The 26446-nt window shown below is 35.0% G+C and carries 28 protein-coding genes; 20 read left to right on the top strand and 8 right to left on the bottom strand.

Annotated elements, in window-relative coordinates:
• On the bottom strand, positions 1-1278 hold the full coding sequence (locus tag QMA06_RS08105; protein ID WP_290206363.1) for a replication-associated recombination protein A: 1278 nt from the start codon (positions 1276-1278) through the stop codon (positions 1-3).
• 141 nt (positions 1279-1419) lie between these two features.
• Between QMA06_RS08105 and QMA06_RS08100 the strand changes: the two genes are divergently transcribed.
• The gene (locus QMA06_RS08100) at positions 1420-2184 is read left to right on the top strand and encodes a rhomboid family intramembrane serine protease (protein ID WP_290206362.1); all 765 of its coding nucleotides are present in this window, start codon (positions 1420-1422) and stop codon (positions 2182-2184) included.
• 117 nt (positions 2185-2301) lie between these two features.
• Here QMA06_RS08100 and rlmB read toward each other — a convergent pair whose 3' ends face one another.
• The 7 genes from rlmB to QMA06_RS08065 form a co-directional block, all read right to left on the bottom strand.
• Positions 2302-3036, bottom strand: coding sequence for a 23S rRNA (guanosine(2251)-2'-O)-methyltransferase RlmB (gene rlmB, locus QMA06_RS08095; RefSeq protein WP_290206361.1), 735 nt, complete (start codon positions 3034-3036; stop codon positions 2302-2304).
• 83 nt (positions 3037-3119) lie between these two features.
• Positions 3120-3983: a hypothetical protein gene (locus tag QMA06_RS08090; protein ID WP_290206360.1), complete on the bottom strand. Its 864-nt coding sequence runs from the start codon at positions 3981-3983 to the stop codon at positions 3120-3122.
• A 12-nt stretch (positions 3984-3995) separates the two neighbouring features.
• Positions 3996-5516, bottom strand: a complete 1521-nt coding sequence (locus tag QMA06_RS08085; RefSeq protein WP_290206359.1) for a SusD/RagB family nutrient-binding outer membrane lipoprotein — start codon at positions 5514-5516, stop codon at positions 3996-3998.
• Positions 5517-5529: 13 nt separating this feature from the next.
• On the bottom strand, positions 5530-8619 hold the full coding sequence (locus QMA06_RS08080; RefSeq protein WP_290206358.1) for a SusC/RagA family TonB-linked outer membrane protein: 3090 nt from the start codon (positions 8617-8619) through the stop codon (positions 5530-5532).
• Positions 8620-9186: 567 nt separating this feature from the next.
• Positions 9187-10830 (bottom strand): RagB/SusD family nutrient uptake outer membrane protein, encoded by a 1644-nt coding sequence (locus QMA06_RS08075; RefSeq protein WP_290206357.1) that lies wholly within the window; start codon positions 10828-10830, stop codon positions 9187-9189.
• A gap of 26 nt (positions 10831-10856) precedes the next feature.
• Positions 10857-13985, bottom strand: a complete 3129-nt coding sequence (locus tag QMA06_RS08070) for a SusC/RagA family TonB-linked outer membrane protein (RefSeq protein WP_290206356.1) — start codon at positions 13983-13985, stop codon at positions 10857-10859.
• A gap of 334 nt (positions 13986-14319) precedes the next feature.
• Entirely contained in the window at positions 14320-16008 is a 1689-nt protein-coding gene (locus tag QMA06_RS08065) for a POTRA domain-containing protein (RefSeq protein WP_290206355.1), read from the bottom strand.
• 178 nt (positions 16009-16186) lie between these two features.
• Between QMA06_RS08065 and rpsL the strand changes: the two genes are divergently transcribed.
• The 19 genes from rpsL (at position 16187) to rpsH (ending at position 26444) form a co-directional block, all read left to right on the top strand.
• The gene (gene rpsL, locus QMA06_RS08060; protein WP_019386263.1) at positions 16187-16561 is read left to right on the top strand and encodes a 30S ribosomal protein S12; all 375 of its coding nucleotides are present in this window, start codon (positions 16187-16189) and stop codon (positions 16559-16561) included.
• Positions 16562-16583: 22 nt separating this feature from the next.
• The gene (gene rpsG, locus QMA06_RS08055; protein WP_290206354.1) at positions 16584-17060 is read left to right on the top strand and encodes a 30S ribosomal protein S7; all 477 of its coding nucleotides are present in this window, start codon (positions 16584-16586) and stop codon (positions 17058-17060) included.
• A 3-nt stretch (positions 17061-17063) separates the two neighbouring features.
• On the top strand, positions 17064-19190 hold the full coding sequence (gene fusA / locus QMA06_RS08050) for an elongation factor G (RefSeq protein ID WP_290206353.1): 2127 nt from the start codon (positions 17064-17066) through the stop codon (positions 19188-19190).
• Positions 19191-19201: 11 nt separating this feature from the next.
• Entirely contained in the window at positions 19202-19507 is a 306-nt protein-coding gene (rpsJ, locus tag QMA06_RS08045) for a 30S ribosomal protein S10 (RefSeq protein ID WP_007650482.1), read from the top strand.
• A gap of 188 nt (positions 19508-19695) precedes the next feature.
• Positions 19696-20313: a 50S ribosomal protein L3 gene (gene rplC / locus QMA06_RS08040; protein ID WP_290206352.1), complete on the top strand. Its 618-nt coding sequence runs from the start codon at positions 19696-19698 to the stop codon at positions 20311-20313.
• Positions 20313-20942 (top strand): 50S ribosomal protein L4, encoded by a 630-nt coding sequence (rplD, locus tag QMA06_RS08035; RefSeq protein ID WP_290206351.1) that lies wholly within the window; start codon positions 20313-20315, stop codon positions 20940-20942. The genes rplC and rplD overlap by 1 nt, the downstream gene beginning before the upstream one ends.
• 5 nt (positions 20943-20947) lie before the next feature.
• Positions 20948-21238 carry a 50S ribosomal protein L23 gene (gene rplW / locus QMA06_RS08030; protein ID WP_157364596.1) on the top strand — a complete coding sequence of 97 codons (291 nt, stop codon included), beginning with the start codon at positions 20948-20950 and terminating at the stop codon, positions 21236-21238.
• A 9-nt stretch (positions 21239-21247) separates the two neighbouring features.
• Positions 21248-22075: a 50S ribosomal protein L2 gene (gene rplB, locus QMA06_RS08025; RefSeq protein ID WP_290206350.1), complete on the top strand. Its 828-nt coding sequence runs from the start codon at positions 21248-21250 to the stop codon at positions 22073-22075.
• Between the two features lie 10 nt (positions 22076-22085).
• Positions 22086-22364 (top strand): 30S ribosomal protein S19, encoded by a 279-nt coding sequence (gene rpsS, locus QMA06_RS08020; protein WP_114310878.1) that lies wholly within the window; start codon positions 22086-22088, stop codon positions 22362-22364.
• Between the two features lie 5 nt (positions 22365-22369).
• Positions 22370-22777, top strand: coding sequence for a 50S ribosomal protein L22 (gene rplV, locus QMA06_RS08015; protein WP_290206349.1), 408 nt, complete (start codon positions 22370-22372; stop codon positions 22775-22777).
• Positions 22778-22786: 9 nt separating this feature from the next.
• Entirely contained in the window at positions 22787-23503 is a 717-nt protein-coding gene (gene rpsC / locus QMA06_RS08010) for a 30S ribosomal protein S3 (protein WP_290206348.1), read from the top strand.
• Positions 23504-23523: 20 nt separating this feature from the next.
• Positions 23524-23943 carry a 50S ribosomal protein L16 gene (gene rplP / locus QMA06_RS08005; RefSeq protein WP_178987603.1) on the top strand — a complete coding sequence of 140 codons (420 nt, stop codon included), beginning with the start codon at positions 23524-23526 and terminating at the stop codon, positions 23941-23943.
• Positions 23944-23955: 12 nt separating this feature from the next.
• Positions 23956-24147, top strand: a complete 192-nt coding sequence (rpmC, locus tag QMA06_RS08000; RefSeq protein WP_290206347.1) for a 50S ribosomal protein L29 — start codon at positions 23956-23958, stop codon at positions 24145-24147.
• Between the two features lie 17 nt (positions 24148-24164).
• A complete protein-coding gene (gene rpsQ / locus QMA06_RS07995) occupies positions 24165-24422 on the top strand; it encodes a 30S ribosomal protein S17 (protein WP_092469501.1) in 258 nt (85 codons plus the stop codon).
• A gap of 2 nt (positions 24423-24424) precedes the next feature.
• Complete coding sequence (rplN, locus tag QMA06_RS07990; RefSeq protein WP_092446808.1) at positions 24425-24793, top strand: 50S ribosomal protein L14; 369 nt, start codon at positions 24425-24427, stop codon at positions 24791-24793.
• A 12-nt stretch (positions 24794-24805) separates the two neighbouring features.
• Entirely contained in the window at positions 24806-25117 is a 312-nt protein-coding gene (gene rplX, locus QMA06_RS07985; RefSeq protein ID WP_290206346.1) for a 50S ribosomal protein L24, read from the top strand.
• 2 nt (positions 25118-25119) lie between these two features.
• Complete coding sequence (rplE, locus tag QMA06_RS07980) at positions 25120-25671, top strand: 50S ribosomal protein L5 (RefSeq protein WP_290206345.1); 552 nt, start codon at positions 25120-25122, stop codon at positions 25669-25671.
• A 2-nt stretch (positions 25672-25673) separates the two neighbouring features.
• The gene (gene rpsN, locus QMA06_RS07975; protein WP_178987607.1) at positions 25674-25943 is read left to right on the top strand and encodes a 30S ribosomal protein S14; all 270 of its coding nucleotides are present in this window, start codon (positions 25674-25676) and stop codon (positions 25941-25943) included.
• 102 nt (positions 25944-26045) lie between these two features.
• Complete coding sequence (gene rpsH, locus QMA06_RS07970; protein ID WP_290206344.1) at positions 26046-26444, top strand: 30S ribosomal protein S8; 399 nt, start codon at positions 26046-26048, stop codon at positions 26442-26444.
• Positions 26445-26446 lie beyond the last annotated feature (2 nt).

Genomic DNA, 26446 nt, shown 5'->3' with positions numbered 1-26446 from the left:
TCAATATCCATATTTATCCTTCCAAAGAAGTTTTAAATAATTTCTTTGAGCTTGCTCTCGGGCGTTGTTTCCAGGATTATATAATTTAGTATTTGCAATTTCTGCTGGTAAAAATTCTTGAGCAGCGAAGTTATTGTCATAGCTGTGAGAATATTTATAACTGTCACCATAACCTAATTCTTTCATTAATTTGGTAGGTGCATTTCTCATGGCCATAGGGACAGATAAATCTCCAGTATCTTTAACAAGTTGCTGCGCTTTACCAATAGCTTCGTACGCGGCATTGCTCTTTGCAGAGCTTGCTAAATAAGTGGTGCATTGGCTGAGAATAATTCGAGATTCTGGATTTCCGATAACTGAAACTGCTTGAAACGTATTATTAGCAATCACTAACGCCGTTGGATTGGCGTTTCCAATATCTTCACTGGCCAAAATTAAAAGTCGTCTCGCTATAAATTTTACATCTTCACCACCTTCAATCATTCGTGCTAAGTAATACACAGCTGCGTTTGGATCACTACCGCGAATCGATTTTATAAATGCCGAAATAATATCATAATGGTGCTCTCCGGTTTTATCATATCGTGCGGCTTTGCTTTGTACCTGTTTTGTAACTAAATCATTGGTAATTTTTATGTCTTTGCCTTCAAACGATGCCACTAATAATTCAAAAATATTCAGTAATTTTCTGGCATCTCCTCCAGAGAAACGTAATAGAGCCTCAGTTTCTTTCAGTTCAATGTTTAATTTTGAAAGGATGGAGTCTTCTGTTATTGCGCGTTGTAATAAAGCTTCTAAATCCGACTTGCTAAATGCGTTTAAGGTATACACTTGGCATCGTGATAGTAAGGCCGAAATAACCTCAAAACTTGGGTTTTCAGTAGTGGCTCCAATTAATGTCACCCAACCTTTCTCAACCGCTTCTAAAAGCGAATCTTGTTGTGATTTGCTAAACCTATGAATCTCATCAATAAACAGAATAGGATTTTTAGCCGTAAATAATCCGCCACTTTTTTTTGCTTTATCAATGACTTCCCTAATATCTTTAACACCAGAATTGATAGCACTCAATTTAAAAAACGGCCGTCCAGATTCATTAGCTATAACATTTGCAAGCGTTGTTTTCCCAATCCCCGGTGGTCCCCAAAAAATTAATGACGGTATTACTCCACTTTTCATCTGTTGGTATAACATACCATTTTTACCTACTAAATGTTGTTGACTAAGATAGTCATTAAGTGTATTTGGTCGTAAGCGTTCGGCTAATGGAGTATTCATAATTCAAAATTACAAAATGCTTTTGTGATGGTTTCATTTATTTAGATATTTTCAACGGTCTTGAAAAATTATCACTTCTGCCAATATTTCAGATAATTCTAATTTGGTCATAAATTTGAAAGACTATCATTAAATTTGGTTATGAGTAATCCCCAACAATTTAAATATTCTAATAGCATTATTGTCTATCCTTTGATGATTTTGTTTTCTATATGGTTGGTGTTTTGGTATCAAATAAGAATTGATAGCGGTATAAAGGCGTACGGAATAAGACCACAGAAAATTGAAGGCCTTTTGGGTATTATAAGCAGTCCGTTTCTGCATGGTAATATCAATCATATTTATAATAATTCAATCCCGCTTTTCGTACTTAGTTTGGCTTTATTTTATTTTTATAATAAGATAGCCTGGAAAGTGCTGGGCTTTGGTATTATACTTTCAGGATTTTTAACATGGCTCATAGCCAATAATGGCAACCACATTGGTGCAAGTGGTTTGGTCTATGTGTTAGTAAGTTTCATGTTTTTTAAAGGCATTTTTGCGAAACACTATAGATTGATTGCGCTATCGTTATTAGTTATTTTTCTATATGGTAGTATGATTTGGTATGTGTTTCCTATTAAAACCGGAATGTCGTGGGAAGGTCATTTGGCCGGATTAATAACTGGCTTAACGTTTGCATTAATTTTTAAAAGACAGGTGGCTAAACCAGAACGTTACAAATGGGAGGAACCTAATTATAATGAAGAAGATGATCCTTTTATGAAACATTTTGATGAAAAAGGAAACTTTATAGAGTTCGAAGCGGAAATACTCGAAAATGAATCTGAACGCGATAGTGACGCTACATCCGAAAAAGCTAAAACACCTAAAATCACTTACATTTTTAAAAAAAGTAAAGACTAATTTTGCGCTAACTCACATGTTTAATTTAATATAATAGAAAATATAAGTATGGTTTAAGTATGAAAAAGTGGTTGCACTTCACTCTATTGAACGTTCTATATGCTTAAAAACTGTTTGCTAGCTGCGCTGTCTAACCGCTTCATAAAGAAATGCGCCACAGGCCACAGATACATTCAATGACTCAATCTCACCTAAAATAGGAAGTTTCGCTTTATCATCTACAACTTTTAAAACCGATGGATTTATACCTCTACCTTCAGAGCCCATGATTATAGCGCAAGGTTCCTTAAATGAGACGTCGTATAGAAAATTATCTGCTTTTTCCGTCGCTGCAATAACGCGAATGCCAGAGGACTGCATATGAAAAACGGCATCCTTTATATGATCTACTTTACAAATTGGTATTTTAAAAATAGCACCTGCACTTGTTTTAATAGTATCACCATTTATTGGTGCGCCACCTTTTTTCTGAATAATAATACCGTTGACGCCTGTACATTCAGCAGTACGCACTATGGCTCCAAAATTTCGGACATCGCTTAACTGATCTAATAACAAAAATAAAGGAGTTTTCCCAGCTTCAATTACGCTCGTTACCAAATCGTCGATATTGTGAAATGCAATAGGTGAGATTTGCGCTACAGCACCTTGATGATTACCCCGTGTTAATCGGTTAAGTTTCTCAACTGGCACATAAGAAGAATTGATACTTTCAGTACGGATTGAATGTTCTAATTCTTTGTAAAGCTCGCCATGAAGTCCCTTTTGCATAAAAACCTTATCTATAGTCTCACCAGATTTTATAGCTTCAATGATTGCTCTAATTCCAAAAATTGTGGTTTCGTTTTTCATGAGTGTAAAGGTATAAAAAAAAACCATCCGCGTTAGCGGATGGTTTAAATAGATATTTAAAATTATTTACTAAATAAATGTAATTAATTTTTTGTTAATGAAGTAACAACAGTTCCTCCAAAGCAACCAGCACCTACACACCACTTGTATTCTAAACTCAATGAGAAATCACATGAGTTGTAAGACGAATCATCAGGAGATAAGGTCGTAGCCCAAACACCACCATATGTAGGATGAACACGAATTATTTCATCATATTCTTCACTAGCGTAAGTTATCGTTGGATCAACTACATCGGTATTTAAAACAACCAATACTTTTGAATTGGCATATTGTCCTTCAGAATCAGTAATCAATAATGAATTAGGTGCAGGCCCTAATTCAATAGTTGCATTAGATGTGCTAGTATAATCAACCACAGAATTAGATGTAACTGCAGTGTATGATCCCACAAAATTGTTCAAATCTAACGGACATACTGCTTGTAATACAATTGAAGTAGTATTACTTTCAGAAACACCTTGTGAAGAAGAATCAATTCTTAACACCAAAGTTTGAGGGTCAAAAGGATCTAAGTTATCTGTAGGTACACTAATTTGTGCATTTACAGATAAGTCTCCTGGTTCAATTGTATAAGTGGTTTGGTCTAATGAAAATTCATTAGCCGTAGCTGTAGAACTTGGATCTACACTTATCGTGATATCAACAGGTGTATCTATTGGCTCATTATCTCCTCCAATTATTGCGATGGGAATATTATAAGTTGTAACCGAGCCATCTTGTAGAAAGTTAGCTGTTGTACTGGTGCTAGCAAATTGTGCTAGGATAGGTCCTTCACCGAAATCGGTTTCATTATCATCCAATAAAGCGTCACAGGAGGTAAGTGTCATAGCACTACCAACTATTGCAACGGCAATAAATCTTTTAATTAATTTTAATTTTTTCATTTTTCTTTTTTTTTATCTCCAAAAAGGATCATTAGTAAATACATCTGTAACACCTTGTGTAGGTACATTAGCACTGTTTCTCGCAACTTCCGTATCCGGATACAACAATCTCACAGGTCTAGTTCCTCCAGACTCAGCAGGTATTGGTAAATCAGCAGGGTAACCAGTTCTTGTTAAATCAATCCAAGATTCTATTGATGAAGTACCATTAAGAGCAACCCATTTCTGAGTTATGATGGCTTCAATTTTATTTGAAGATGCCGACCAACCAACATTTTCAATAGTCTGACCATAATACGATTGTGCTTCTATCTCAGCAGCTTCAACTCCTAATTGCGCAAAAGACGCTTCAATAGCAGATTCATATAATTCTTGTGCTGCTGCATCTCCTCCAGGCAAATATCCTCTAACAGTCGCTTCTGCTTGCACAAATAATGCTTCAGCTAAAGACATAATGATTTGATCTTGGTTAGGGCCTTTTAAAAGACCAGGGCCAACTTTTGCTAAATCTTTAGATGTAAATCCAGTACCCGGTAAACTTGTTGATTGTTCAACACCTTTAAATTCACCAGTGTTTTCTGCCGGTGCATAAAGTCTTTCTAATCTAGGATCATCATTATTGGTAAGGAAATCAATCGCTGTTTCTGACGCTACAGTGTAATCACCTCTATTAGCTTCAGCTCCGGTAACTGGTTCTCTAAAATAATCCCAAAATGGGTTTTGCTTAAACTCGTCACTAGAATATCCGCCATCTCCAATGCTGGTAGGATTAGCTGTGATAGATTCAGTGATATACCCAGCACCATTTGCGTTTATAGACGCAATTTGTCCTGCAATATAAGAGTCTTGACCAGTATTACTTAAACGTACCAACATTCTTAATTTAATACTATTTGCAAATGCTGCCCATTCATCCATGTGACCTTGGTTAATAATATCTTGATCAGCAGGATCTTCTGCATTAACTGGAGCATTATTAATTGTATTAACAACTTCTGTTAACTCATCAATAACAGCTTTGTAAATAGTCTCAGCATCATCATAAGCAGGCGTCGTATTGTCACCTCTTAAATTAGCTTCCGTATAAGGAACGTCACCATAAAGATCTACTAATATTTGATATTGAAAACCTTTAATAATAGTAGAAATAGCTTGATAATTTGTATAATCAACAGCTCCTGAAGGATCCGTGTAATTCTCTATATACGTTAGATTCTTAAAGATATCTGCATAAGAGGTTTCGAAAATATTGGTAAAGTCACCAGATGTAAAATTATATCTAGCATAAATTTGATTGGCCGACCAGTTAGATGGTGTAGCCCAATTTACTACCAATTCATTCCCCAAATACGTTAACGTACGTGCGTTGAGTGCTGTAAAATCTTGTTGAGCAACAGGCAACGTTAAAGATGGTGTTGAAATGGGTGGGTTATTTGGGTTGTCGTTGACATCCACAAAGTCGCTACAGCCTACACTTACCAGGGCAAGTGCAAACATTAGCATAACAGATTTTTTGATATTTTTTGTTTTCATTTTCATATTTTTTTTAGAATGTTAAGTTTACACTTGCTCCAAACTGTCTTGTAGGTGCTGTTTGACTTTGCGTACCTACACCAACGGCATTACCTGTTGTAAAGTTAAATTCAGGATCGGTATAAACATTGTCAGCTGGTCTCCAAGTTACTAAATTTCTACCAAATAAACTTAATGTTAATGCATCAAGTCCAAGTTTTTCTAAAGTGTCTTGGTTGAAAGTATAAGATAAAGATACTTCTCTTAATTTAAGAGTCGTAGCATCTGTAACGTAATTTTCTTTAACTTCATTATACGTATCCCAGAATGCATTACCACCACCACTTGTTAATCTATTAGTATTAGCTACATATACTGGATCTGCAGCTGTACCTGTATTATAAGAAGAGTTAGGGAAAACGAAAGGTTGTCTTCCAGATGTCGCACTATGCTTTGATAGACCTGTAAATTCGATAGCATCAACGATACCATTATAAAATACATGACCAGTTCTATAATCAGCTACAGCATATAAACTGAAACCTTTATAGTTAATAGTTGTATTTAAACCAACCGTATAATCTGGAGTTGTTTTACCTTGAATTTGGTTGTTTGTATCTTGAATAGGATCTCCGTTAGCACCTACAATAACTCTACCTTGAGAATCTCTCAAATACGCTGTAGTTTTAAGTTGAGGATAAGGCTGTCCTACTGTAGCCACAACTTGTGCTGTTGCAAAACCACCTAATTCTACTTCATTAACACCTTCAGTTAAAGATATCACTTCAGTTTTAATTGGTGACCAGTTTACACCTAAATCCCATGAGAAGTCATCAGATCTTAATACAGTGGCGTTTATACCAACTTCAGCACCTTTATTTTCAATTTCACCAACATTTACAACAGATCTTCTTGCTCCTGAAGATAACGCTGTGTTAACAGGAATAATTTGATCCGTAGAATTTGTTTTAAAGACTGCTAATTCAGCTCTTACTCTATTGTTGAATAATCCAATTTCCATACCAGCTTCAAGAGATGTTGTAAACTCTGGATTTAAATCTGGTGCAGGAACTGTACTTGACTGTGCTAAACCTGTAATTGAACCATATGGGAAATTATCTGGGGCAAAGAAAATACCTTGCGTTTGATATACCGTTGGATCATTACCAGTTTTAGTGTAGTTAAAAGTAGTCTTTAAATAACTGATACCATTTTCTGATACGATACCAGGAAAAGCGTTTGATGCTACAAATGATACACCACCACCATAATACCAGAAAGAATTTTCATCTTGAGGTAATGTTGAAGAAATATCATTTCTACCTGTACCTGTCAAATAAAGAAAATCTTTAAAACCTACAGTTGCTTCACCATAGAAACTTACTCTTCTATAATTAGTAGTTTCTTGGAAAACACTAGCCTCACCAGTACGCGTTGAAATGTTGTAGAAGTCTGGAATAATTAAATCACCACCACCAATTTCAATTTCTCTAGAGTCTTGAATTCGAATGTTTTGTCCAACTGTAGCTTTAAGATTAATATCTTCAGTTAAATTTTTATCGAATTTAAGTAATAAATCAGAATTGAAACGTGATGAATTAAAAGATCCGTCTTCAGTTCTAGCTCCATAAGGATCTATTCTTGAATAAACATTATCCAATTCAAAAGCATAAGAAAGCGCTCCAAATTCTCTTTTATTAGTTTGCCCAGTAAAAGTATATCCTACGTTTAAAGTTGCTGATAACCAATCTGTAAACTTATAGTCAGCGAAAGCAATAACATTAAATGAGTTGTAATCACTTTTCTCTCTCTGAGTATCTGCTATAAAATAAGGGTTTTCGTAAAACGCAAAATAAGACGTTTCATTTCTCGTAAATTTACCAGTTCTCCAATTTTTTAATTGTTCCATTGGTAAATGTAATGGCGTATTAATAATATTCCAATAAAGTGGTCTGTCTTGACGTCCACCTTCACCAACAACGTTAGTGTGAGCTCTGTAGAAAGATAAATTACCACCTACTGATAGATTATTATAACTTTTAGAACCTTTTAATCTAAAGTTAGTTCTGTTGTATCTGTCATTTGGTACAGTACCAGAAGTATTAGTCTGATCTATAGACATTAAAAAACTACTGTTTTCTTCACCACCACTTACAGTGATACCATGTCTTGTAGTGCTACCAGTTACAAAAAAGTTTTTGTGATTGTCTTCAATTGGAGAAAAAGGCACTTGCCAAACTTCACCATTATTTAGAGTTTCACTTGCATCAATAAGTCTTCCGTCGTAACGAGGACCCCAGTTTACATTTTCTAATGGGTATAAGGTACCATCAGGGAAACCTCCAACACCAAAATCATCTTGAAATTCTGGTAAATAAGCTACGTCTTCAACAAGCGTAGATCCAGCGTATGAAACGCTCAATTTACCTCTACCTCTTTTAGTAGTAACTAAAACAACACCATTGGTTGCATCAGAACCATAAAGAGCAGCTGCGTTCGCACCTTTCAATACACTAATGTTTTCAATATCATTAGGGTTGATACGGTCTAACGCCCCTCTGTCTGATGGGAAACCATCCACAACAACAAGTGCTTGGTTATTACCCAATAATGATCTGTTACCTCTTAATACAATACGTGTACTTGGGTTAACACCATTATTCGTGGTATTAATTTGTAAACCTGCAACTTTACCTACCATTGCTGTTGCCACATTAAATGATTTCGTTTTGGTAACTTCTTCACTTTTTAATGTGGTTACTGCATAAGATAGATCTTTTGCATTTCTTTTAATACCTAAAGCTGTTACTACAACTTCGTCAAGCGTATTATCTAACGCTAGAGTTATGTCTATAACTTTGCTAGCTCCTACTGTTGCCGTGATTGTTTTAAATCCGACATAACTAAACTCAAGAATTTCTCCTTGATTAGCATTAATAGAATATTTTCCATCAAAATCGGTTGAGACACCTGTTGATGTACCTTGAATAACAACGGTAGCTCCAGGGAGAGGCATACCATTTTCGTCCGTAACCGTACCGGTTACTGAACCTTGTTGCGCAAACGTAAATTGCGCAACTAACACTATAAATAGTGTTAGAATTCCACTAAACTTTGTTTTCATATTTGAATTGTTTTGAATTAGTCATTGCCAAAAATCACAATAAAAAGTTAATAAAACAATAATAATGTCTTAAAATTTTAAAAGAATATCAATTTATTTTAAAATTCATGATTTGTTTATTTTAAGTCATTTTATTATTTTTTTGAGATAACCGGTTGATATTCAATTTTTAGAGTGTTTTTAAAGGGTGGTGAGAGAAAACTTCTTACTTTTTTGACAATTTAAAATTTAGTTAAAATTACTTTAATTACAAAATTGGATCATTTTTAAGGTTTCTGTTAATCTGTTAAGTGGTTTTTGTGAGAATAATTTAGGTGAGAGAGATAGACTAAGTGTAAAACTTCAAAAAAAATCAAGAAGAAATATTCGAGATGACTATATCAACTCACGATAATCTTTTAGATGGTGTTTGTGAGTTGTTTTCTACTTCGTCATTGAATATTATGGATTAAGTTTTAAAAAATTATTTGATTGTATAGTGTATTTCAAAAAGAAAAACCTCCAGTTATAATATTTTAACTGGAGGTTGTTTCAAAAATTTATAGAAAAACTATAAATATGGTTGGTTTAGTTTTGATCTGATGACGTTAAATTTGGGTTTGCATCTATTTCTGCTTGAGGAATTTTAAAAAGCCAATCATTATTGGTAGACGGTTTTGCTTGTGTAAATCCATCTTGATATAATGTAGCCGAGGCGCCAGAGCCTCCGTTAGCCGCATGATCAACACCTTCGTCCCAACGAATTTTATCAGAATATAAGAATCCTTCACCCCATAATTCTATACCACGTTGAAATTTAATATGTTCCATTAAGCTAGCTTGAGAATTATAAATAGTGGCATCATACGCACTGTCTCTTTCGGTACCTAAAGGTTCTAAAGCAGCTTGAGCTCCTGAGATATCATTTAACATAGCTTTAGCTTCGGCCTCTATTAAATACATTTCCGAAGAGCGCATGTAAATAATATCATCTGGATCTGTAGTGCCAGGGTTTGCATTCCTTAGTTTAACATGCATGTAGGGATGTAAGTTGAAACTCGAGGTTAATCCATATTGCGAACGAATTTCATCCCTTCTAGCGTTAAACACTTCTTCATCTGTGTAATTAGGATCATTCTCAAAACCTCCTTCTCCGTTAGATGCTGATGTATTGGTGTTAGGTGCATCGGCTAAAAATAAATCTTTTCTATAATCTGTATCAGGAACTTGATTATATAATCTTTTATCTATAAGTTTAGGGTTGTTTCTAACCTGGCTACCATTAAAAGTATTACTTGCTAGATAGAAATAAGAACGAAAAAATGTGGTTTCTGTGCCTATAACATTGCTTCCCCAAATCACTTCTGGTAAACTATTTGTATAAAATCCGGATTTATAATCGTCTTCATTCATTATCGGATAATTTTGACGTGCTTTTACTGCGGCTGCGGCAGCTATTGCCCAATCACCTTTGTTAAGAGCTATCCGAGCCTTAAGTCCATATGCAACATCAATATTTAGTTGCGATTTAAATTTTGGATCTCCTGTTGGTCTGGGTGTTGCTTCTTCAAAATAGGTTATAGCTGTATTAATATCCATCTGACATTGATCATAAATTTCTTGAACTGTGGATCTTCCTTCACTTTCAAAAGGTGCTATTGATGCAAATAACAAAGGTACTCCAGGATCTGTAGTCGGATTGCCAATTAAATACCCTTTGGCGTAATGCGTCACCAAGGAATGGTAGGCAAATGCTCGGTAGGCATACGCCTGACCTAATATTTCTCGTAATCTATCATCTTCGGGGATACTACCGCTTGTAGCTCTATTAATGATTGCATTGGTGCTTGCAATCACATGATACCGTTGATACCATAATTGTTCAGTAGTAAGCGATGTTTCTTGATTATGCGAGGTCCATCTTGCTTCATCTTGCCACCCTAAATTGTTAGCTGGTGCGGAATGAATTATTCCTCCAGGTATATTATCTCCCAAGGGTGTCCAGTAATGGTTTCCTGATCGACTACTGTCACCTCCAGAAATCAATGTCTGTGGCTGAGCATACTGCAATCGATGTAAACCATTAAGTATTAAAGCCATGTTTTCCGCTGTAGCTAAGGCGTCAGCTGAAGAAATAGCATCTGTTGGCTTAGTTTCTAGAAAATCTTCGTCGCACGATGCTATTGTAAATACTAGACCTACTAATAACGTTATTTTTATTTTTCGTAACATGAGAATATAGTTTTAAAAATTTTTAATTAAAATGAAACATTTAATCCAACAGAGAAAATTTTAGCTGGACTGTAATCATCACCAGAGCCTGTTCCTGCTAAATTGTATTGAGGATCCAAACCTGTTCTTTCGCTTTTTAGATATAAATTTTCTCCTGACACGTAAATTCTCAGGTTATCCATTTTTAGAGCATCAGTAATGTTATTGTCAAAAGTATAACCAAGATTCACATTCTTTAAAGCCCAAAATGAGGCATCTGTTAAGAATCGAGATGATTGAGTTCTTACTAAAACTTCACTTCCATTTTCTAAACGAGGTACATTTGTAATATCGCCTGGTTCTTTCCACGCATTTAAAATATCTGGATGTAAAGAGCGTCCATAAGATCCACTATGCATCATGGCAGAATATCCATTATCTAAGATTTTACCGCCAATGCCATAAGTAATTAAGAAATCTAGTGAAAAACCTTTGTAACTTAAACTGTTTGATATTGAACCTAAAAAATCAGGAATTGAGCTATCACCGGTATAGGCTCTTTCGGTTTCTTCCCAATCGTTGGTAGTTTCTTGATTACCCGAATCATCTAATACCGGTATACTGTTGCCATCATCGTCCAATTCATAGAGTAGAAATAACTGGTCTCCATTAGCAGGGTCTACACCGGCAGTTTGGAGTAAATAGAAATCAAATCGAGACCGGCCAACTTCCCAACGCTTAGAACCATTTATAAAAGGATCTGGCAGTGCTGTAATTTCATTTTTGAATGTTGAACCTTGCAATGTTAAATCCCATTGAAAATTTTGAGAGTTTACGAGATGTGCTGTAAGCCCAATTTCAAAACCAGAATTAAACATGTCTCCGACATTGGTAGGAAACTCATTTAAACCATTACTTAAAGGTATTGGTAAATCATAAAGAAGGTCGGTTGAGTTCTTCTTGTAATATTCTATAGAACCATCTAAAAAATTATTGAATAATGTAAATTCTAAAGCAACATCAAAACTCTCTACAGTTTCCCATTGTAAATCTGCATTACCTATTTCTTGCCATACAATTGCTGGGTCCGCAGCATTAGAGGTAAGCCCATACCTTGGTTGTGACAAGAAAAAGTCTAGCAAATTGTCATTTCCTACTTCACCATAAGAACCTCTTAGTTTTAATTGGTCGATAAAACCAACATTTTCCATAAAGCGTTCTTGGTCTATACGCCAAGAGGCACCAACGGAATAAAATGTACCCCATCGCGATTGCTCATCAAACACTGATGAGGCATCTCTTCTTACAGATGCACTTATGTAGTATTTGTTGTCAAAGTTATAATTTGCTCTTAAGAAGTAGCCTTCGAGCGTTTTATTAGTTGTGGAACCGCCTAATGTGACAGGTTCAGAAAAATTATCGAATTCAGAAATTCCTTCTACGACCTGTGTAATTGCTGTTCCGTTGTTACTTGAATATTGTCTGTCAAAACTTTCATGACCAGCCGTAATATCTACGTTATGCGAATCTCCAAAAGTTTTAGTATAAGTTAAAATTTGATTAAAATTTTCCACTTCTCTTCTAAACCTGGTTTCGCCATATCTTCCCGTAGGCTGAGCGTCACCAATGATATTGTTTTCGTAACTTTTATTAATTCCTTCATTGATATCTCGTCCATAATTAACTCTAAAGTTTAAACCCTCGAATATTTTGGCGTCGGCATAATACCTAAAACCGTAAGTGTTATTTCTATTTCGTTCATCATTTAATAAAAGTTCTTGAAGTGCATGTCGATCTTGATTGGTAGGTCTACTGCCAATATTGTATTCAGGATATCCAGATCCATTATCAAATATAAGTCTTCCAGCTTCGTCTCTAACTAAATTTCCATTTGTGTCATTTACATAGACTGGGTAAATGGATCCTATATTCTTAGCAAAACTAAACGGGTTTACAATACTGCCAGTTCCTCCAGAATCAGGACCGTTTGATTCCGAAATGGTAATATTAGCGCTCCCTCCCATGGTTAACCATTCGCTAACATCAAAATCGGCATTTAAGCGTGTCGTTAAGCGATCGTAGTTGGATGTGATAACATAACCTTCTTCATCCAAATACGATGCAGAAAAAAATATTTTATGATTTTCACCACCACCGGCAACATTTACGTTGTAATTTGTTCTAATGCCTGTTCGACGTAAAACGTCATACCAATCTAAGGATTGATATTTTACTCTAGCATTAGGATTAAGATTGCCATCTACACCGACGATTTCATCATTCGGCACAGTGAAGGGATTATAGCCTAGTTGATTGTAAATATTAGCAGAAGCGAAGACGGGATCTCCACCACCAGCACTAGAATTTTTTAACGCCTCCCACATAGTTTCATAATATTGTCCAGGTCCTATGTAGTCATATTCTGAAATTGCATTAGAAACATAGCCCGTTTGAATTGAGATATTTGTTTTTATTCTTCCTCTAGTTCCACTTTTGGTTGTAATTAAAACCACACCGTTAGCGGCTCTAGAACCGTATAATGAAGTTGAAGCTGCATCTTTAAGAATTGTAAACGAAGCAATGTCTTCTTGGTTAATTGTGCTTAATGCTCCTTCAAATTGAATACCGTCAACGATATATAAAGGATCAGAAGATCCATTGAGTGTGCCAACGCCACGTATTATAATATTTGGTGAGGATCCTGGTTGACCAGATGGCGATGTGAACTGTACACCAGTGGCTCTACCTTCTATAGCGGCAATGGGGGATGTTACTGTTCTTAGAGATAAATCTTCTTCGCCAATTACACTGGCCGAGCCTGTAAAAGCTTCTAAGCTTGTGGTACCAAATGCGACCACCACGACTTCATCTAATGTTGATGTGTCTTCCTCTAAAGAAATATTTATGGTGCTCGAATTACCTACGGTAATTTCTTGAGTTTTCAAACCGATGTAACTTATTACTATGACGTCTCCTTTTGTAGCTTTTAAAGTGTATTTTCCATCAAAATCAGTTTGCACCCCTGTAGATGTTCCCTTAATAATAATACTAACTCCGGGAAGAGGAAGTCCAGATACGTCCGTGACCATACCTGAAATTGTTTTTTCCTGTGCAAAAGTTAATTGCACTATGAACACTAATACAAGTGTTAAAATACTTTTGAATCTTGTTGCCATATTCTTGTTTGTTAGTTATTTGTGTTCTCAAAAATGCTAAAAAATTGTTAAAAAACCTATAAATATTCAGTAAAAGTGTGAATTTTATGAATTATAACTTATTGTAATCGTGGGCTTTGAATTGGAAACTGAACTATAAAAAATTGGATTTAACACTTGTGTATTCCAAAGATTAAAAGGTGCTTCTGTATTAATTGACTTAGATTTAATACTCTTTTATGTACTAATAACGTATGATTATACAGCTTAGGAATTGAGAAGTAAATACGATTAAATGCACCTCGAATTTAATTTCTGCAAAAGGAAATTTTATATAATAATGATTAATCTTCAATTAAAAATTAGCCGTTAAACTCACATGGACTTTAGAATCTGATAATTTAAACTGCCGATTTTCCGTTTTACCTGCAGAGTAATTTAAACGGAATAATCCAGCATTAGTAAGTAGACCTAGTCCTAAACCAAATCCAAACAACTTTTCTTTGGTATTGGTCAGTTTGTTTTCAAAATAACCAGCGTCTAAAACCGAATGTATATAGATACCGTTACTTAAGCGGTAGCGATACTCAGTGTTAATCACTCCATACAAATTAGCAACCAAACTGTTTTCTTCAAATCCGCGTATAGAGTTGATACCGCCAAAGCGAAATAACTCATTGTCTAAATAATTATTGGACGTTAAAATTGATCCATTTAGCTTGGTGTAAAAGCTATTTTTATTGTTAAGGTTGAAAATTTTATAGGTATTAATGCTAAATGTATTCTGTTGCTGTGTTCCTTTATCATTATTTCTTTTTCCCAAACCTGTTGAAAAGTCAAGCCAAAAATTAATAGGAAATAATGGGTCGTTAAATTGAGGCCTAATGTAATTATATTGTAGTGTATAAAAATTAGACGTGTAGTCATTTAAAATGGCTGTATCATTTTCAAATAAATTAGTGGAGTTGATGGAATTGATACCCAATGCTATTTTATGACGCGCGTTAATTTGATAATTTATTTTGGCATACTGTTTCGCGGTAAGAAACGTAGTATCTTTTCTAAATAAATCGAGTCCGACTTGTAGGCCTATTGGTGAGCTAAATAAGTACGGTAAATCAGTATCGACATTAATTGTTTGTTGGTCTATTTCATCGCGTTTATAAAAAAGGTTTAAAGTTTCACCATAATTAAGGTTGTTAACTAATCTTAAATCTAAATACCCATCAAATTCAATTTTATTGGAATTTTCGTTAGTACCAAAACCTAGATACCCATCAAAGTTATTACTTTTCGTTTTTTCGATGTATATATATAGTGTCGTAGAATCTTTTGTAAAAAGAACTTCTGGTTCTTTAATTTTATTTGCGAAACGTAAGTCATTTAGTAATTCAACTTTGTTTCTTATGGCGTTCAAATTAAAAAACTTTCCAGTCTTCAGTTTTAGAAAACGCTTTACATAAGATTTAGGAAAATTTTCGTAACCCTTCAAAATGATTTTGTCAATTCGTCTTTTTTGATTGGTCACAATGTTTAGATCAGCAGTTATTATTTCAGGATTTAACTTTGTTATATTAATAAGTTGTAAAGTGGAAAATGGATCTCCTTGTTCGGCTATTTTAGAGTTGAAGTATTTTAAATCATTCTCTAGATCAATAATTGGTATTTCAAAAAAATCATTAGCAAGTTTATATGCGAAAGGTTCTAATAGTGCTATATCAAAATTGTTATCAAAAAAGATTCTTATATTTTTTACTCTTTGGCCTAAAAGCAAATGAGCTTCATAGAGGGAGTCATTTTGTTTTACTATTTTTTTAATAGAAGTGTCAATATAGCCTCGGTTGGTAAGTTTACGCTTTATTCTATTAATTTCTAGTTGTAGATTGTTATAATTGTTAAAGTCGTTACGGTAATTTAATGAATCAATAGATTGTGTTGCAACATCACTTTCTCCTGTGATTTTTAACCGAATAGTTTGAGCCCTACTTTGAATAGAATATATTAATAGTAGGATTAAAATTACAAGACGTATAATTATGGACATAAAAACAAATAGGTTTTTTGCTTATAGTAACGTAAAAATAGTCCAATCTATATAGGAATAAACCGAAAGTTTATTTTTCTTTAAAAAATTAATTAACAACAGTTTGAATTATAAATATATATTTCTACCTTTGCAGACCTCAAAAAATGAGGGTTAATAAAATTTTATATAGAAATATATGCCAACAATTTCACAATTAGTACGAAAAGGAAGAGCCAAAATAACCAAGAAGAGTAAATCGGCTGCTTTAGATTCGTGTCCTCAAAGACGTGGTGTATGTACTCGTGTTTATACAACGACACCTAAAAAACCTAACTCAGCAATGCGTAAGGTAGCAAGGGTTCGTTTAACAAACGGAAACGAAGTAAATGCATACATCGGTGGAGAAGGTCACAATTTACAAGAGCACTCGATAGTATTGGTTAGAGGTGGAAGGGTAAAAGATTTACCAGGAGTTAGATATCACATCGTTCGTGGTGCTTTAGATACAGCAGGTGTATCTGGAAGAACACAACGTAGATCTAAGTATGGTGCAAAACGCCCTAAGAAGTAATTAAAAACTTTAAGAAGAAGACATGAGAAAAAGAGCAGCAAAAAAGAGACCGCTTTTACCAGATCCAAGATTTAATGATCAGTTAGTAACACGTTTTGTTAACATGATGATGTGGGACGGTAAGAAGTCTGTAGCTTTTAAAGTATTCTATGATGCAATTGATATTGTTGAAGAGAAAAAAAATGATGACGAGAAAACAGCTTTAGAGATTTGGAAAGACGCTTTATCTAACGTAATGCCTCACGTAGAAGTACGTAGTCGTCGTGTTGGTGGTGCTACATTCCAGATTCCAATGCAAATTCGTCCAGATCGTAAGGTTTCAACTGCGATGAAATGGTTAATTAGCTTTTCTCGTAAAAGAAACGAAAAATCTATGGCGCAACGTTTAGCGGCAGAAGTTTTAGCAGCAGCTAAAGAAGAAGGAGCAGCAGTTAAGAAAAGAGCTGATACTCATAAGATGGCCGAAGCAAACAAAGCATTCTCACACTTTAGATTTTAAGAAATGGCAAGAGATTTAAAACTTACAAGAAACATAGGAATTGCGGCTCATATTGATGCTGGTAAAACAACAACAACAGAGCGTATTCTTTTTTATACAGGGGTTTCACATAAAATTGGTGAAGTGCATGATGGTGCTTCTACAATGGACTGGATGGAGCAAGAAGCAGAAAGAGGTATTACAATTACTTCTGCTGCAACTACTTGTGACTGGACCTTCCCAAAAGAAAATGGTGAGCCAACAGCAGATGCTCAAGATTACCATTTTAACATTATTGATACTCCTGGACACGTTGATTTTACGGTTGAAGTAAATCGTTCTTTACGTGTGTTAGACGGTTTAGTGTTTTTATTTAGTGCAGTTGATGGTGTTGAACCACAGTCTGAAACTAACTGGAGGCTTGCAGATAATTATAAAGTACCTAGAATTGGTTTCGTTAATAAAATGGACCGTCAAGGATCAGACTTTTTAAGTGTTTGTCAGCAAGTAAAAGACATGTTGAAGTCTAACGCAGTACCAATTGTTTTAAACATTGGTGATGAAGATAATTTCAAAGGTATTGTAGATTTAGTTAAAAACAGAGCTATTGTATGGCACGATGATAACTACGGATCTACTTTTGATGTTGTTGATATCCCTGAAGATATGAAAGATGAAGTACGTAAGTATCGTGCTTTATTAATAGAGGAGGTTGCTAGTTATGACGAAAACCTTCTTGAAAAATTTATGGAAGATGAAGATTCTATCACAGAAGAAGAAGTGCATGCTGCACTGAGAGCTGCTGTAATGGATATGGCTATTATACCAATGGTATGTGGTTCTTCATTTAAGAATAAAGGAGTTCAGTTTTTATTAGATGCTGTTTGTCGTTATTTACCATCTCCATTAGATAGAGAAAGTGTAATAGGTACAAATCCTGATACAGACAAAGAAGAAAGAAGAAAACCTAGTGTTAAAGAACCTTTTTCAGCATTAGCATTTAAAATTGCAACAGATCCTTTTGTAGGTCGCTTAGCATTCTTTAGAGCTTATTCTGGTCGTTTAGATGCAGGTTCTTATATCTTGAACAACCGTTCTGGTAAAAAAGAGCGTATCTCTCGTATCTACCAAATGCACTCTAACAAACAAAATGCTATCGATTTTATCGAAGCTGGAGATATTGGAGCAGCAGTAGGATTTAAAGATATTAAGACTGGTGATACTATGTCTGATGAAAAGCATCCTATCGTTTTAGAATCTATGGACTTCCCTGATCCAGTAATTGGTATTGCGGTTGAGCCTAAGACTAAAGCAGATGTTGATAAGTTAGGTATGGCTTTAGCTAAATTAGCTGAAGAAGATCCTACGTTTACAGCAAGAACTGATGAAGCTTCAGGACAGACAATTATATCTGGTATGGGTGAGCTTCACTTAGATATTATTGTAGACCGTTTAAAAAGAGAATTTAAAGTTGAGGTTAACCAAGGTCAACCACAAGTTGAATATAAAGAAGCTATTACCCAAGCTGCAGATCACAGAGAAGTTTATAAGAAACAATCTGGTGGTCGTGGTAAATTTGCTGATATCGTATTTACGATTGAGCCAGCAGATGAAGGTGTTGTAGGATTACAATTTGAATCTGTAATTAAAGGTGGTAACGTTCCTAAAGAATTTATTCCTTCAATTGAAAAAGGATTTAAAATGGCAATGGTCAATGGACCTTTAGCAGGATTCGAAGTAGATTCTATGAAAGTAACATTGAAAGATGGATCTTATCACGATGTCGATTCTGATCAATTATCTTTCGAATTAGCAGCTAAACTTGGGTTTAAGAATTCAGCAAAAGCAGCTAAAGCGGTTATAATGGAGCCTATTATGAAACTTGAGGTAATTACACCTGAAGAAAATATGGGTGACATAGTTGGTGATTTAAATAGAAGAAGAGGACAAATGAGTAGCATGGGAGATAGAGCTGGTGCAAAAACTGTAAAAGCTACTGTGCCATTATCAGAAATGTTTGGTTATGTAACTACTCTAAGAACCTTATCTTCTGGTAGAGCAACATCAACAATGGAATTTTCTCACTATGAGCAAACACCTCAGAATGTATCAGAAGAAGTAATCAAAGCAGCTAAAGGCGTTGAATCGTAAATCTTAAGAAAATGAGTCAAAAAATCAGAATAAAATTAAAATCTTACGATCACAACTTAGTAGACAAGTCTGCTGATAAGATTGTAAAAACAGTTAAAAGTACAGGTGCAGTAGTAACAGGTCCAATTCCGTTACCAACGCACAAGAAAATTTTCACTGTATTACGTTCACCTCACGTAAATAAGAAGTCTAGAGAACAATTTCAATTAAGCTCTTATAAGCGTTTATTAGATATTTATTCTTCATCTTCTAAAACAATTGATGCTTTAATGAAACTTGAATTGCCAAGTGGAGTTGAAGTTGAGATTAAGGTGTAACAACTGATTTGCGATTAATTGCAAATCAACATGTCCTAAGCTGCGAGCGAAGGAAAAACGGTAAAAATACAATTCAAGGCTGAAACGTATTTTTCAGCCTTGAATATTTATAAGGACAAATCGCGAGTTGTCCACCAAAAATAAACAATCGGTTAAGTCGCGACTTAATCATATAAAAAAATAAAAACATGTCTGGGTTAATTGGAAAAAAAATCGGTATGACCAGCATTTTCGACGAAAACGGGAAGAATATTCCCTGTACAGTAATTGAAGCTGGACCATGTATCGTTACCCAAGTCAGAACTGAAGAAGTGGATGGTTATTCAGCCCTTCAATTAGGTTTCGATGACGCGACAGAAAAGAGCGCTACTAAAGCAGACTTAGGTCATGCTAAAAAAGCGGGTACTTCTGTAAAACGCAAAGTTGTTGAATTCAAAGGTTTTGATGCGGAGTACAAATTAGGTGATGCAATCACTGTAGAGCAATTTACTGAAGGAGAATTTGTGGATATCGCAGGTACTTCTAAAGGTAAAGGTTTTCAAGGTGTTGTAAAACGTCACGGATTTGGTGGTGTAGGTCAAGCTACGCATGGTCAACATAACCGTTTAAGAGCTCCAGGTTCTATTGGTGCAGCTTCTTATCCTGCGAGAGTATTTAAAGGAATGAAGATGGCCGGAAGAATGGGCGGTGAAACAGTAAAAGTTCAAAATTTAAGAGTTTATAAAGTAGTTCCAGAAAAGAACTTACTTGTTGTAAAGGGATGTGTTCCTGGCCACAAAAATTCTTATGTAATCATTGAGAAGTAATGAAGGTAGCAGTTTTAGATATAAACGGAAAAGATACGGGTAGACAAGCTGAGCTTTCTAAAGACGTATTCGCTATAGAGCCTAATAATCACGCTGTCTATTTAGATGTTAAGCAATACTTAGCAAACCAAAGACAGGGAACACATAAGGCGAAAGAAAGAGCAGAAATTGCTGGTAGTACACGTAAGATTAAGAAGCAAAAAGGAACAGGTACAGCACGTGCTGGTTCTATTAAGTCTGGTGTATTTAAAGGTGGTGGTCGTATGTTTGGTCCTAGACCAAGAAACTATGGTTTTAAATTAAATAAAAGCCTAAAACGATTAGCACGTAAATCTGCATTAAGTATTAAAGCAAATGACAAATCAATTTTAGTTATGGAAGACTTCAATTTTGAAGCTCCAAAGACTAAGAATTTTGTCGATGTTTTAAAGGCTTTAGAGGTTGAAAACAAAAAATCTCTTATTGTGTTGGGTGGGACAAATAATAATGTATATTTGTCATCACGCAATTTTAAAGGTTCAGAAGTTATAACAGCTTCAGAATTAAGTACTTATAAAATTATGAATGCTAATAAAGTTATTCTAATTGAGAGTGCGTTAGAAGGAATTGAATCGAATTTAAGTAAATAGAACAGATGAGTATCTTAATAAAACCTATAATCACAGAAAAAGCAACCATGCAAAGTGAGTTGTTGAATGCTTATGCATTTGAAGTGAATACAAAGGCGAACAAGGTAGAAATCAAAAAAGCGGTTGAAGCTGCTTATGGAGTTTCTGTAGAAAAAGTTCGTACAATTAATGTCCGTCCAGATAGAAGAACACGTCATACAAAGACGGGTATTCAACATGGTAAAACAAATGCTGTTAAAAAAGCAATTGTACAACTGGCGGAAGGTGAAGTAATAGATTTATACACTAACATGTAATTTTAAACAATGTCAGTAAGAAAATTAAAACCGATCACATCAGGTCAGCGATTTAGAGTAGTTAATGGTTTTGACGCTATTACTACTGATAAGCCGGAGAAAAGCTTGCTTGCTCCGAAAAAACGATCAGGTGGTAGAAACAGTCAAGGAAAAATGACGATACGCCAAGTAGGTGGAGGTCATAAGAAACGTTATCGTATTATCGATTTCAAACGTAACAAAGCAGGTATTCCAGCGGAAGTTAAGTCAATTGAGTACGATCCAAACAGAACAGCATTTATTGCGCTATTAAATTACCAAGATGGTGAGAAACGTTATGTTATCGCTCAAAATGGTTTGCAAGTAGGGCAAAAAATAGTGTCAGGAGAAACAGGAATTGCTCCAGAAATTGGAAATGCAATGCCTTTAAGTGAAATACCTTTAGGTACAATTATTTCATGTATTGAGTTACGTCCAGGTCAAGGTGCTGTTATGGCGCGTAGTGCTGGTGCATTTGCTCAGTTAATGGCAAGAGGAGATAAATTTGCTTCAATAAAATTACCATCTGGTGAAACAAGATTGATTTTAATCACTTGTATGGCTACAATAGGAGCGGTTTCAAATTCAGATCATCAATTGTTAGTATCTGGTAAAGCAGGTAGAAGTCGATGGTTAGGAAGACGTCCAAGAGTAAGACCAGTTGTTATGAACCCTGTTGATCATCCAATGGGTGGTGGTGAAGGTAAATCTGCTGGTGGACATCCAAGAAACAGAAACGGTGTTCCAGCTAAAGGATTTAGAACACGTTCTAAGACAAAAGCGAGTAATAAGTATATTGTAGAACGTAGAAAGAAATAATTAAGATAGTATGGCACGTTCATTAAAAAAAGGACCTTATATCCACTATAAATTGGAAAAGAAAGTTGCAGAAAATGTAGCTTCAAATAAGAAGACGGTTATTAAAACTTGGTCTAGAGCATCAATGATATCTCCGGATTTCGTTGGGCAAACTATAGCAGTTCATAACGGTCGTCAGTTTGTTCCAGTATTTGTTACTGAAAACATGGTAGGACATAAGTTAGGAGAATTTTCACCAACACGATCTTTTAGAGGTCATGCAGGTGCTAAGAATAAAGGTAAAAAATAAGAATCATGGGAAGTCGTAAAAAACAAATGGCGGAAGCTATTAAGGCTGAGAAAAAGCAGGTTGCTTTTGCAAAGCTAAATAACTGTCCTACATCACCACGAAAAATGCGTTTAGTTGCGGATTTAGTAAGAGGTGAAAAGGCAGAGAAAGCTCTTCAGATTCTTAGATTTAGTCAGAAAGAGGCCTCACGTCGTTTAGAAAAGTTAGTCATGTCTGCAATTGCAAACTGGCAAGCAAAAAACGAAGATGCTGATGTTGAAGAAGCTAAATTGTTTATCAAAGAAATTAGAGTAGATGGTGGAACAATGTTAAAGCGTTTGCGTCCAGCACCTCAAGGTAGAGCACATAGAATAAGAAAGCGTTCTAATCACGTAACCGTGGTAGTAGACGCAATAAATAAAACACAAAGCTAAGATAGAGATATGGGACAAAAGACAAATCCAATCGGAAATCGCTTAGGAATTATCAGAGGATGGGAATCTAACTGGTACGGAGGAAACGATTATGGTGATAAACTTGCCGAAGACGATAAGATTAGAAAGTATATTCATGCTCGTCTATCTAAAGCTAGTGTAAGTAGAGTAATTATTGAGCGTACGCTTAAACTTGTAACCGTTACTATCACTACTGCTAGACCTGGTATTATTATCGGAAAAGGTGGCCAAGAGGTAGATAAGTTAAAAGAAGAGCTTAAGAAAATTACTGGCAAAGAAGTTCAATTGAACATCTTTGAAATTAAAAGACCTGAACTAGATGCATTTTTAGTAGCAGCAAGTGTGGCTCGTCAAATTGAAAGTAGAATTTCTTACAGACGTGCTATAAAAATGGCAATCGCAGCTGCTATGCGTATGAATGCAGAAGGAATTAAGATTCAGATTAGTGGTCGTTTAAATGGTGCTGAAATGGCACGATCAGAACACTATAAAGAAGGTCGTATTCCTTTATCTACATTTAGAGCTGATATTGATTATGCTCTAGTAGAAGCACATACTACTTATGGTAGATTGGGCATCAAAGTTTGGATAATGAAAGGCGAAGTATATGGAAAAAGAGAGTTGTCTCCATTAGTTGGCTTATCTAAACAAAAAGGTAAAGGTGGACGTGGTGGAAACAAGAACCAATCTCGTCGTAGAAAGTAATTTTTTAAAGAAAAGAAAAAATGTTACAGCCTAAAAGAACAAAATTTCGTAAGCAGCAAAAAGGACGTATGAAAGGAAATGCGGGAAGAGGTCATTTGTTATCAAATGGTACTTTCGGTATTAAATCATTAGAGTCTACTTTTATAACTGCACGTCAAATAGAAGCAGCACGTATTGCCGCTACTCGTTACATGAAAAGAGAAGGATCGTTATGGATTAAAATATTTCCAGACAAGCCTATTACAAAGAAACCTCTTGAAGTACGTATGGGTAAAGGTAAAGGTGGCGTAGAATATTGGGCAGCTGTTGTAAAGCCAGGACGTATGTTATTTGAAATAAGTGGTGTGCCATTAGAAACAGCTCAAGAAGCACTTCGATTAGCCGCACAAAAACTTCCTGTAAAAACTAAGTTTATCATAGCTAGAGATTACGAAGCTTAATAGAAAGATATTATGAAGCAATCAGAAATTAAACAGCTTTCAACAGCTGAGTTACAAGAGAAACTTAGTGAATCTAAAAAGAGTTATACGGACCTAAAAATGGCTCATACTATTTCTCCTTTAGATAACCCAATTCAGTTACGAGATGCACGTCGCACAGTAGCTAGAGTGGCAACAGAATTAACTAAAAGAGACGTACAATAATTGTATTCTGCTGAAAGATGGAAAAAAGAAACTTAAGAAAAGAACGTATAGGGATCGTAACAAGTAACAAAATGGAGAAATCTATTGTAGTTGCTGAAGTAAAAAAGGTAAAACACCCTATGTATGGAAAATTCGTGTTAAAGACAAAGAAATATGTCGCGCACGATGAGACAAATGACTGCAACGAAGGAGATACAGTAAAGATCATGGAAACACGACCTTTAAGTAAATCTAAATGTTGGAGATTAGTAGAAATAATTGAAAGAGCGAAGTAATTATGTTACAACAAGAATCAAGATTAAAAGTAGCTGATAATACTGGTGCAAAGGAAGTTTTAACTATCCGTGTACTAGGAGGAACTAAAAGAAGATATGCTTCTGTAGGAGATAAAATTGTAGTATCTGTTAAAGATGCCACTCCAAACGGACAAATCAAAAAAGGTGCTGTATCTACAGCAGTTGTGGTTCGTACAGCTAAAGAAGTAAGACGTCCAGATGGCTCTTATATTAGATTTGACGATAACGCTTGTGTACTTTTAAATCCTCAAGGGGAAATGAGAGGAACTCGTGTTTTTGGACCTGTAGCTAGAGAACTTCGTGATAAACAATTCATGAAAATTGTATCATTGGCACCAGAGGTGCTTTAATTGATAAATAAGATGACAAAGCTTAAAATAAAATCAGGAGATACGGTAAAAGTAATTGCTGGAGACCACAAAGGTTCGGAAGGTAAAGTACTTAAAGTATTAATAGATAAGAACAAGGCCATCGTAGAAGGCGTAAACATGGTGAAGAAACATACTAAGCCAAGTGCACAAAGTCCTCAAGGTGGTATTGTAGAGAAAGAAGCCTCTATTCATATTTCAAACTTATCGTTGTTAACTTCTAAAGGAGAAACAACGAGAGCGGGTTATAAAATGGATGGCGATAATAAAGTAAGATTTTCAAAAAAATCTAATGAAGTAATTTAATTATGGCTTACGTTGCAAGATTAAAACAAGAGTATAAGGACAAAGTAGTTCCAGCTCTTACGGAAGAATTTGGATATAAAAATGTAATGCAAGTACCTAAACTTAAAAAGATAGTTATATCTAAAGGTGTTGGTGCTGCTGTTGCGGATAAGAAATTAATCGATCACGCAGTAGATGAACTTACAAAGATATCTGGACAGAAAGCTATACACACAATGTCTAAGAAAGATGTTGCTTCATTTAAGTTACGTAAAGGTATGCCAATTGGTGCCAAAGTAACTTTAAGAGGAGAGCAAATGTATGAATTCTTAGATCGTTTGGTAACTTCAGCTTTACCACGAGTTAGAGATTTTAACGGTATCAAAGCTACTGGTTTTGATGGTCGTGGGAATTATAATTTAGGTGTTGTAGAACAAATCATATTTCCAGAAATTGATATTGATAAAATCAATAAGATTTCAGGAATGGATATTACATTTGTGACTTCTGCTGATACAGATAAAGAAGCGAAGTCTTTATTAACAGAATTAGGATTACCATTTAAAAAGAATTAATTATGGCTAAAGAATCAATGAAAGCTCGTGAGGTGAAGCGTGCTAAAACGGTGGCTAAATATGCTGAAAAAAGGAAAGCTTTGAAAGAAGCTGGAGATTACGAAGCATTACAAAAGTTACCAAAAAATGCATCACCTATACGTCAGCACAACCGTTGTAAACTTACTGGAAGGCCTAAAGGTTATATGAGACAATTCGGAATTTCTCGTGTAATGTTTAGACAAATGGCTAACCAAGGTTTAATACCAGGTGTTAAGAAGGCAAGTTGGTAAAACATGATAATTGTAATGTATTTTATTACGTTATAAAAGAGATTATAAATTGGTTTTAGGTTTGGCAATAGTGCCGAAAACCACTACCGCAAATTAATAACTATGTATACAGATCCAATAGCGGATTATTTAACGCGAGTTAGAAATGCAGTTAAGGCAAATCACAGAGTGGTTGAAATCCCTGCATCTAACTTAAAAAAAGAAATAACTAAGATCTTATTCGACCAAGGATATATCTTAAGTTATAAGTTCGACGATTCTTCGGTACAAGGTACTATCAAAATTGCTTTGAAGTACAGCAAAGAGACTAAAGAGTCAGTCATCAAAAAAATTCAAAGAATCAGTAAACCAGGTTTACGTAAGTATGCTTCTTCTAACGAAATGCCAAGAATCCTAAATGGATTGGGTATTGCAATTGTTTCTACATCTCATGGAGTAATGACAGGAAAACAAGCGCAAAGAGAAAATGTTGGTGGTGAAGTTTTATGTTACGTATACTAAAA

This window comes from Winogradskyella bathintestinalis (assembly GCF_030407435.1).
GTDB classification, from domain to species: domain Bacteria; phylum Bacteroidota; class Bacteroidia; order Flavobacteriales; family Flavobacteriaceae; genus Winogradskyella; species Winogradskyella bathintestinalis.
Note: the sequence above shows the minus strand (reverse complement) of the source record. Positions and strands in the feature narration are given on the sequence as shown.

Bases quoted from the DNA above. Each gene is read 5' to 3' on its own strand.
- QMA06_RS08105 (WP_290206363.1), bottom strand. From the start codon at position 1,278: ATGAATACTCCATTAGCCGAACGCTTACGACCAAATACACTTAATGAC.
- QMA06_RS08100 (WP_290206362.1), top strand. From the start codon at position 1,420: ATGAGTAATCCCCAACAATTTAAATATTCTAATAGCATTATTGTCTAT.
- rlmB (WP_290206361.1), bottom strand. From the start codon at position 3,036: ATGAAAAACGAAACCACAATTTTTGGAATTAGAGCAATCATTGAAGCT.
- QMA06_RS08090 (WP_290206360.1), bottom strand. From the start codon at position 3,983: ATGAAAAAATTAAAATTAATTAAAAGATTTATTGCCGTTGCAATAGTT.
- QMA06_RS08085 (WP_290206359.1), bottom strand. From the start codon at position 5,516: ATGAAAACAAAAAATATCAAAAAATCTGTTATGCTAATGTTTGCACTT.
- QMA06_RS08080 (WP_290206358.1), bottom strand. From the start codon at position 8,619: ATGAAAACAAAGTTTAGTGGAATTCTAACACTATTTATAGTGTTAGTT.
- QMA06_RS08075 (WP_290206357.1), bottom strand. From the start codon at position 10,830: ATGTTACGAAAAATAAAAATAACGTTATTAGTAGGTCTAGTATTTACA.
- QMA06_RS08070 (WP_290206356.1), bottom strand. From the start codon at position 13,985: ATGGCAACAAGATTCAAAAGTATTTTAACACTTGTATTAGTGTTCATA.
- QMA06_RS08065 (WP_290206355.1), bottom strand. From the start codon at position 16,008: ATGTCCATAATTATACGTCTTGTAATTTTAATCCTACTATTAATATAT.
- rpsL (WP_019386263.1), top strand. From the start codon at position 16,187: ATGCCAACAATTTCACAATTAGTACGAAAAGGAAGAGCCAAAATAACC.
- rpsG (WP_290206354.1), top strand. From the start codon at position 16,584: ATGAGAAAAAGAGCAGCAAAAAAGAGACCGCTTTTACCAGATCCAAGA.
- fusA (WP_290206353.1), top strand. From the start codon at position 17,064: ATGGCAAGAGATTTAAAACTTACAAGAAACATAGGAATTGCGGCTCAT.
- rpsJ (WP_007650482.1), top strand. From the start codon at position 19,202: ATGAGTCAAAAAATCAGAATAAAATTAAAATCTTACGATCACAACTTA.
- rplC (WP_290206352.1), top strand. From the start codon at position 19,696: ATGTCTGGGTTAATTGGAAAAAAAATCGGTATGACCAGCATTTTCGAC.
- rplD (WP_290206351.1), top strand. From the start codon at position 20,313: ATGAAGGTAGCAGTTTTAGATATAAACGGAAAAGATACGGGTAGACAA.
- rplW (WP_157364596.1), top strand. From the start codon at position 20,948: ATGAGTATCTTAATAAAACCTATAATCACAGAAAAAGCAACCATGCAA.
- rplB (WP_290206350.1), top strand. From the start codon at position 21,248: ATGTCAGTAAGAAAATTAAAACCGATCACATCAGGTCAGCGATTTAGA.
- rpsS (WP_114310878.1), top strand. From the start codon at position 22,086: ATGGCACGTTCATTAAAAAAAGGACCTTATATCCACTATAAATTGGAA.
- rplV (WP_290206349.1), top strand. From the start codon at position 22,370: ATGGGAAGTCGTAAAAAACAAATGGCGGAAGCTATTAAGGCTGAGAAA.
- rpsC (WP_290206348.1), top strand. From the start codon at position 22,787: ATGGGACAAAAGACAAATCCAATCGGAAATCGCTTAGGAATTATCAGA.
- rplP (WP_178987603.1), top strand. From the start codon at position 23,524: ATGTTACAGCCTAAAAGAACAAAATTTCGTAAGCAGCAAAAAGGACGT.
- rpmC (WP_290206347.1), top strand. From the start codon at position 23,956: ATGAAGCAATCAGAAATTAAACAGCTTTCAACAGCTGAGTTACAAGAG.
- rpsQ (WP_092469501.1), top strand. From the start codon at position 24,165: ATGGAAAAAAGAAACTTAAGAAAAGAACGTATAGGGATCGTAACAAGT.
- rplN (WP_092446808.1), top strand. From the start codon at position 24,425: ATGTTACAACAAGAATCAAGATTAAAAGTAGCTGATAATACTGGTGCA.
- rplX (WP_290206346.1), top strand. From the start codon at position 24,806: ATGACAAAGCTTAAAATAAAATCAGGAGATACGGTAAAAGTAATTGCT.
- rplE (WP_290206345.1), top strand. From the start codon at position 25,120: ATGGCTTACGTTGCAAGATTAAAACAAGAGTATAAGGACAAAGTAGTT.
- rpsN (WP_178987607.1), top strand. From the start codon at position 25,674: ATGGCTAAAGAATCAATGAAAGCTCGTGAGGTGAAGCGTGCTAAAACG.
- rpsH (WP_290206344.1), top strand. From the start codon at position 26,046: ATGTATACAGATCCAATAGCGGATTATTTAACGCGAGTTAGAAATGCA.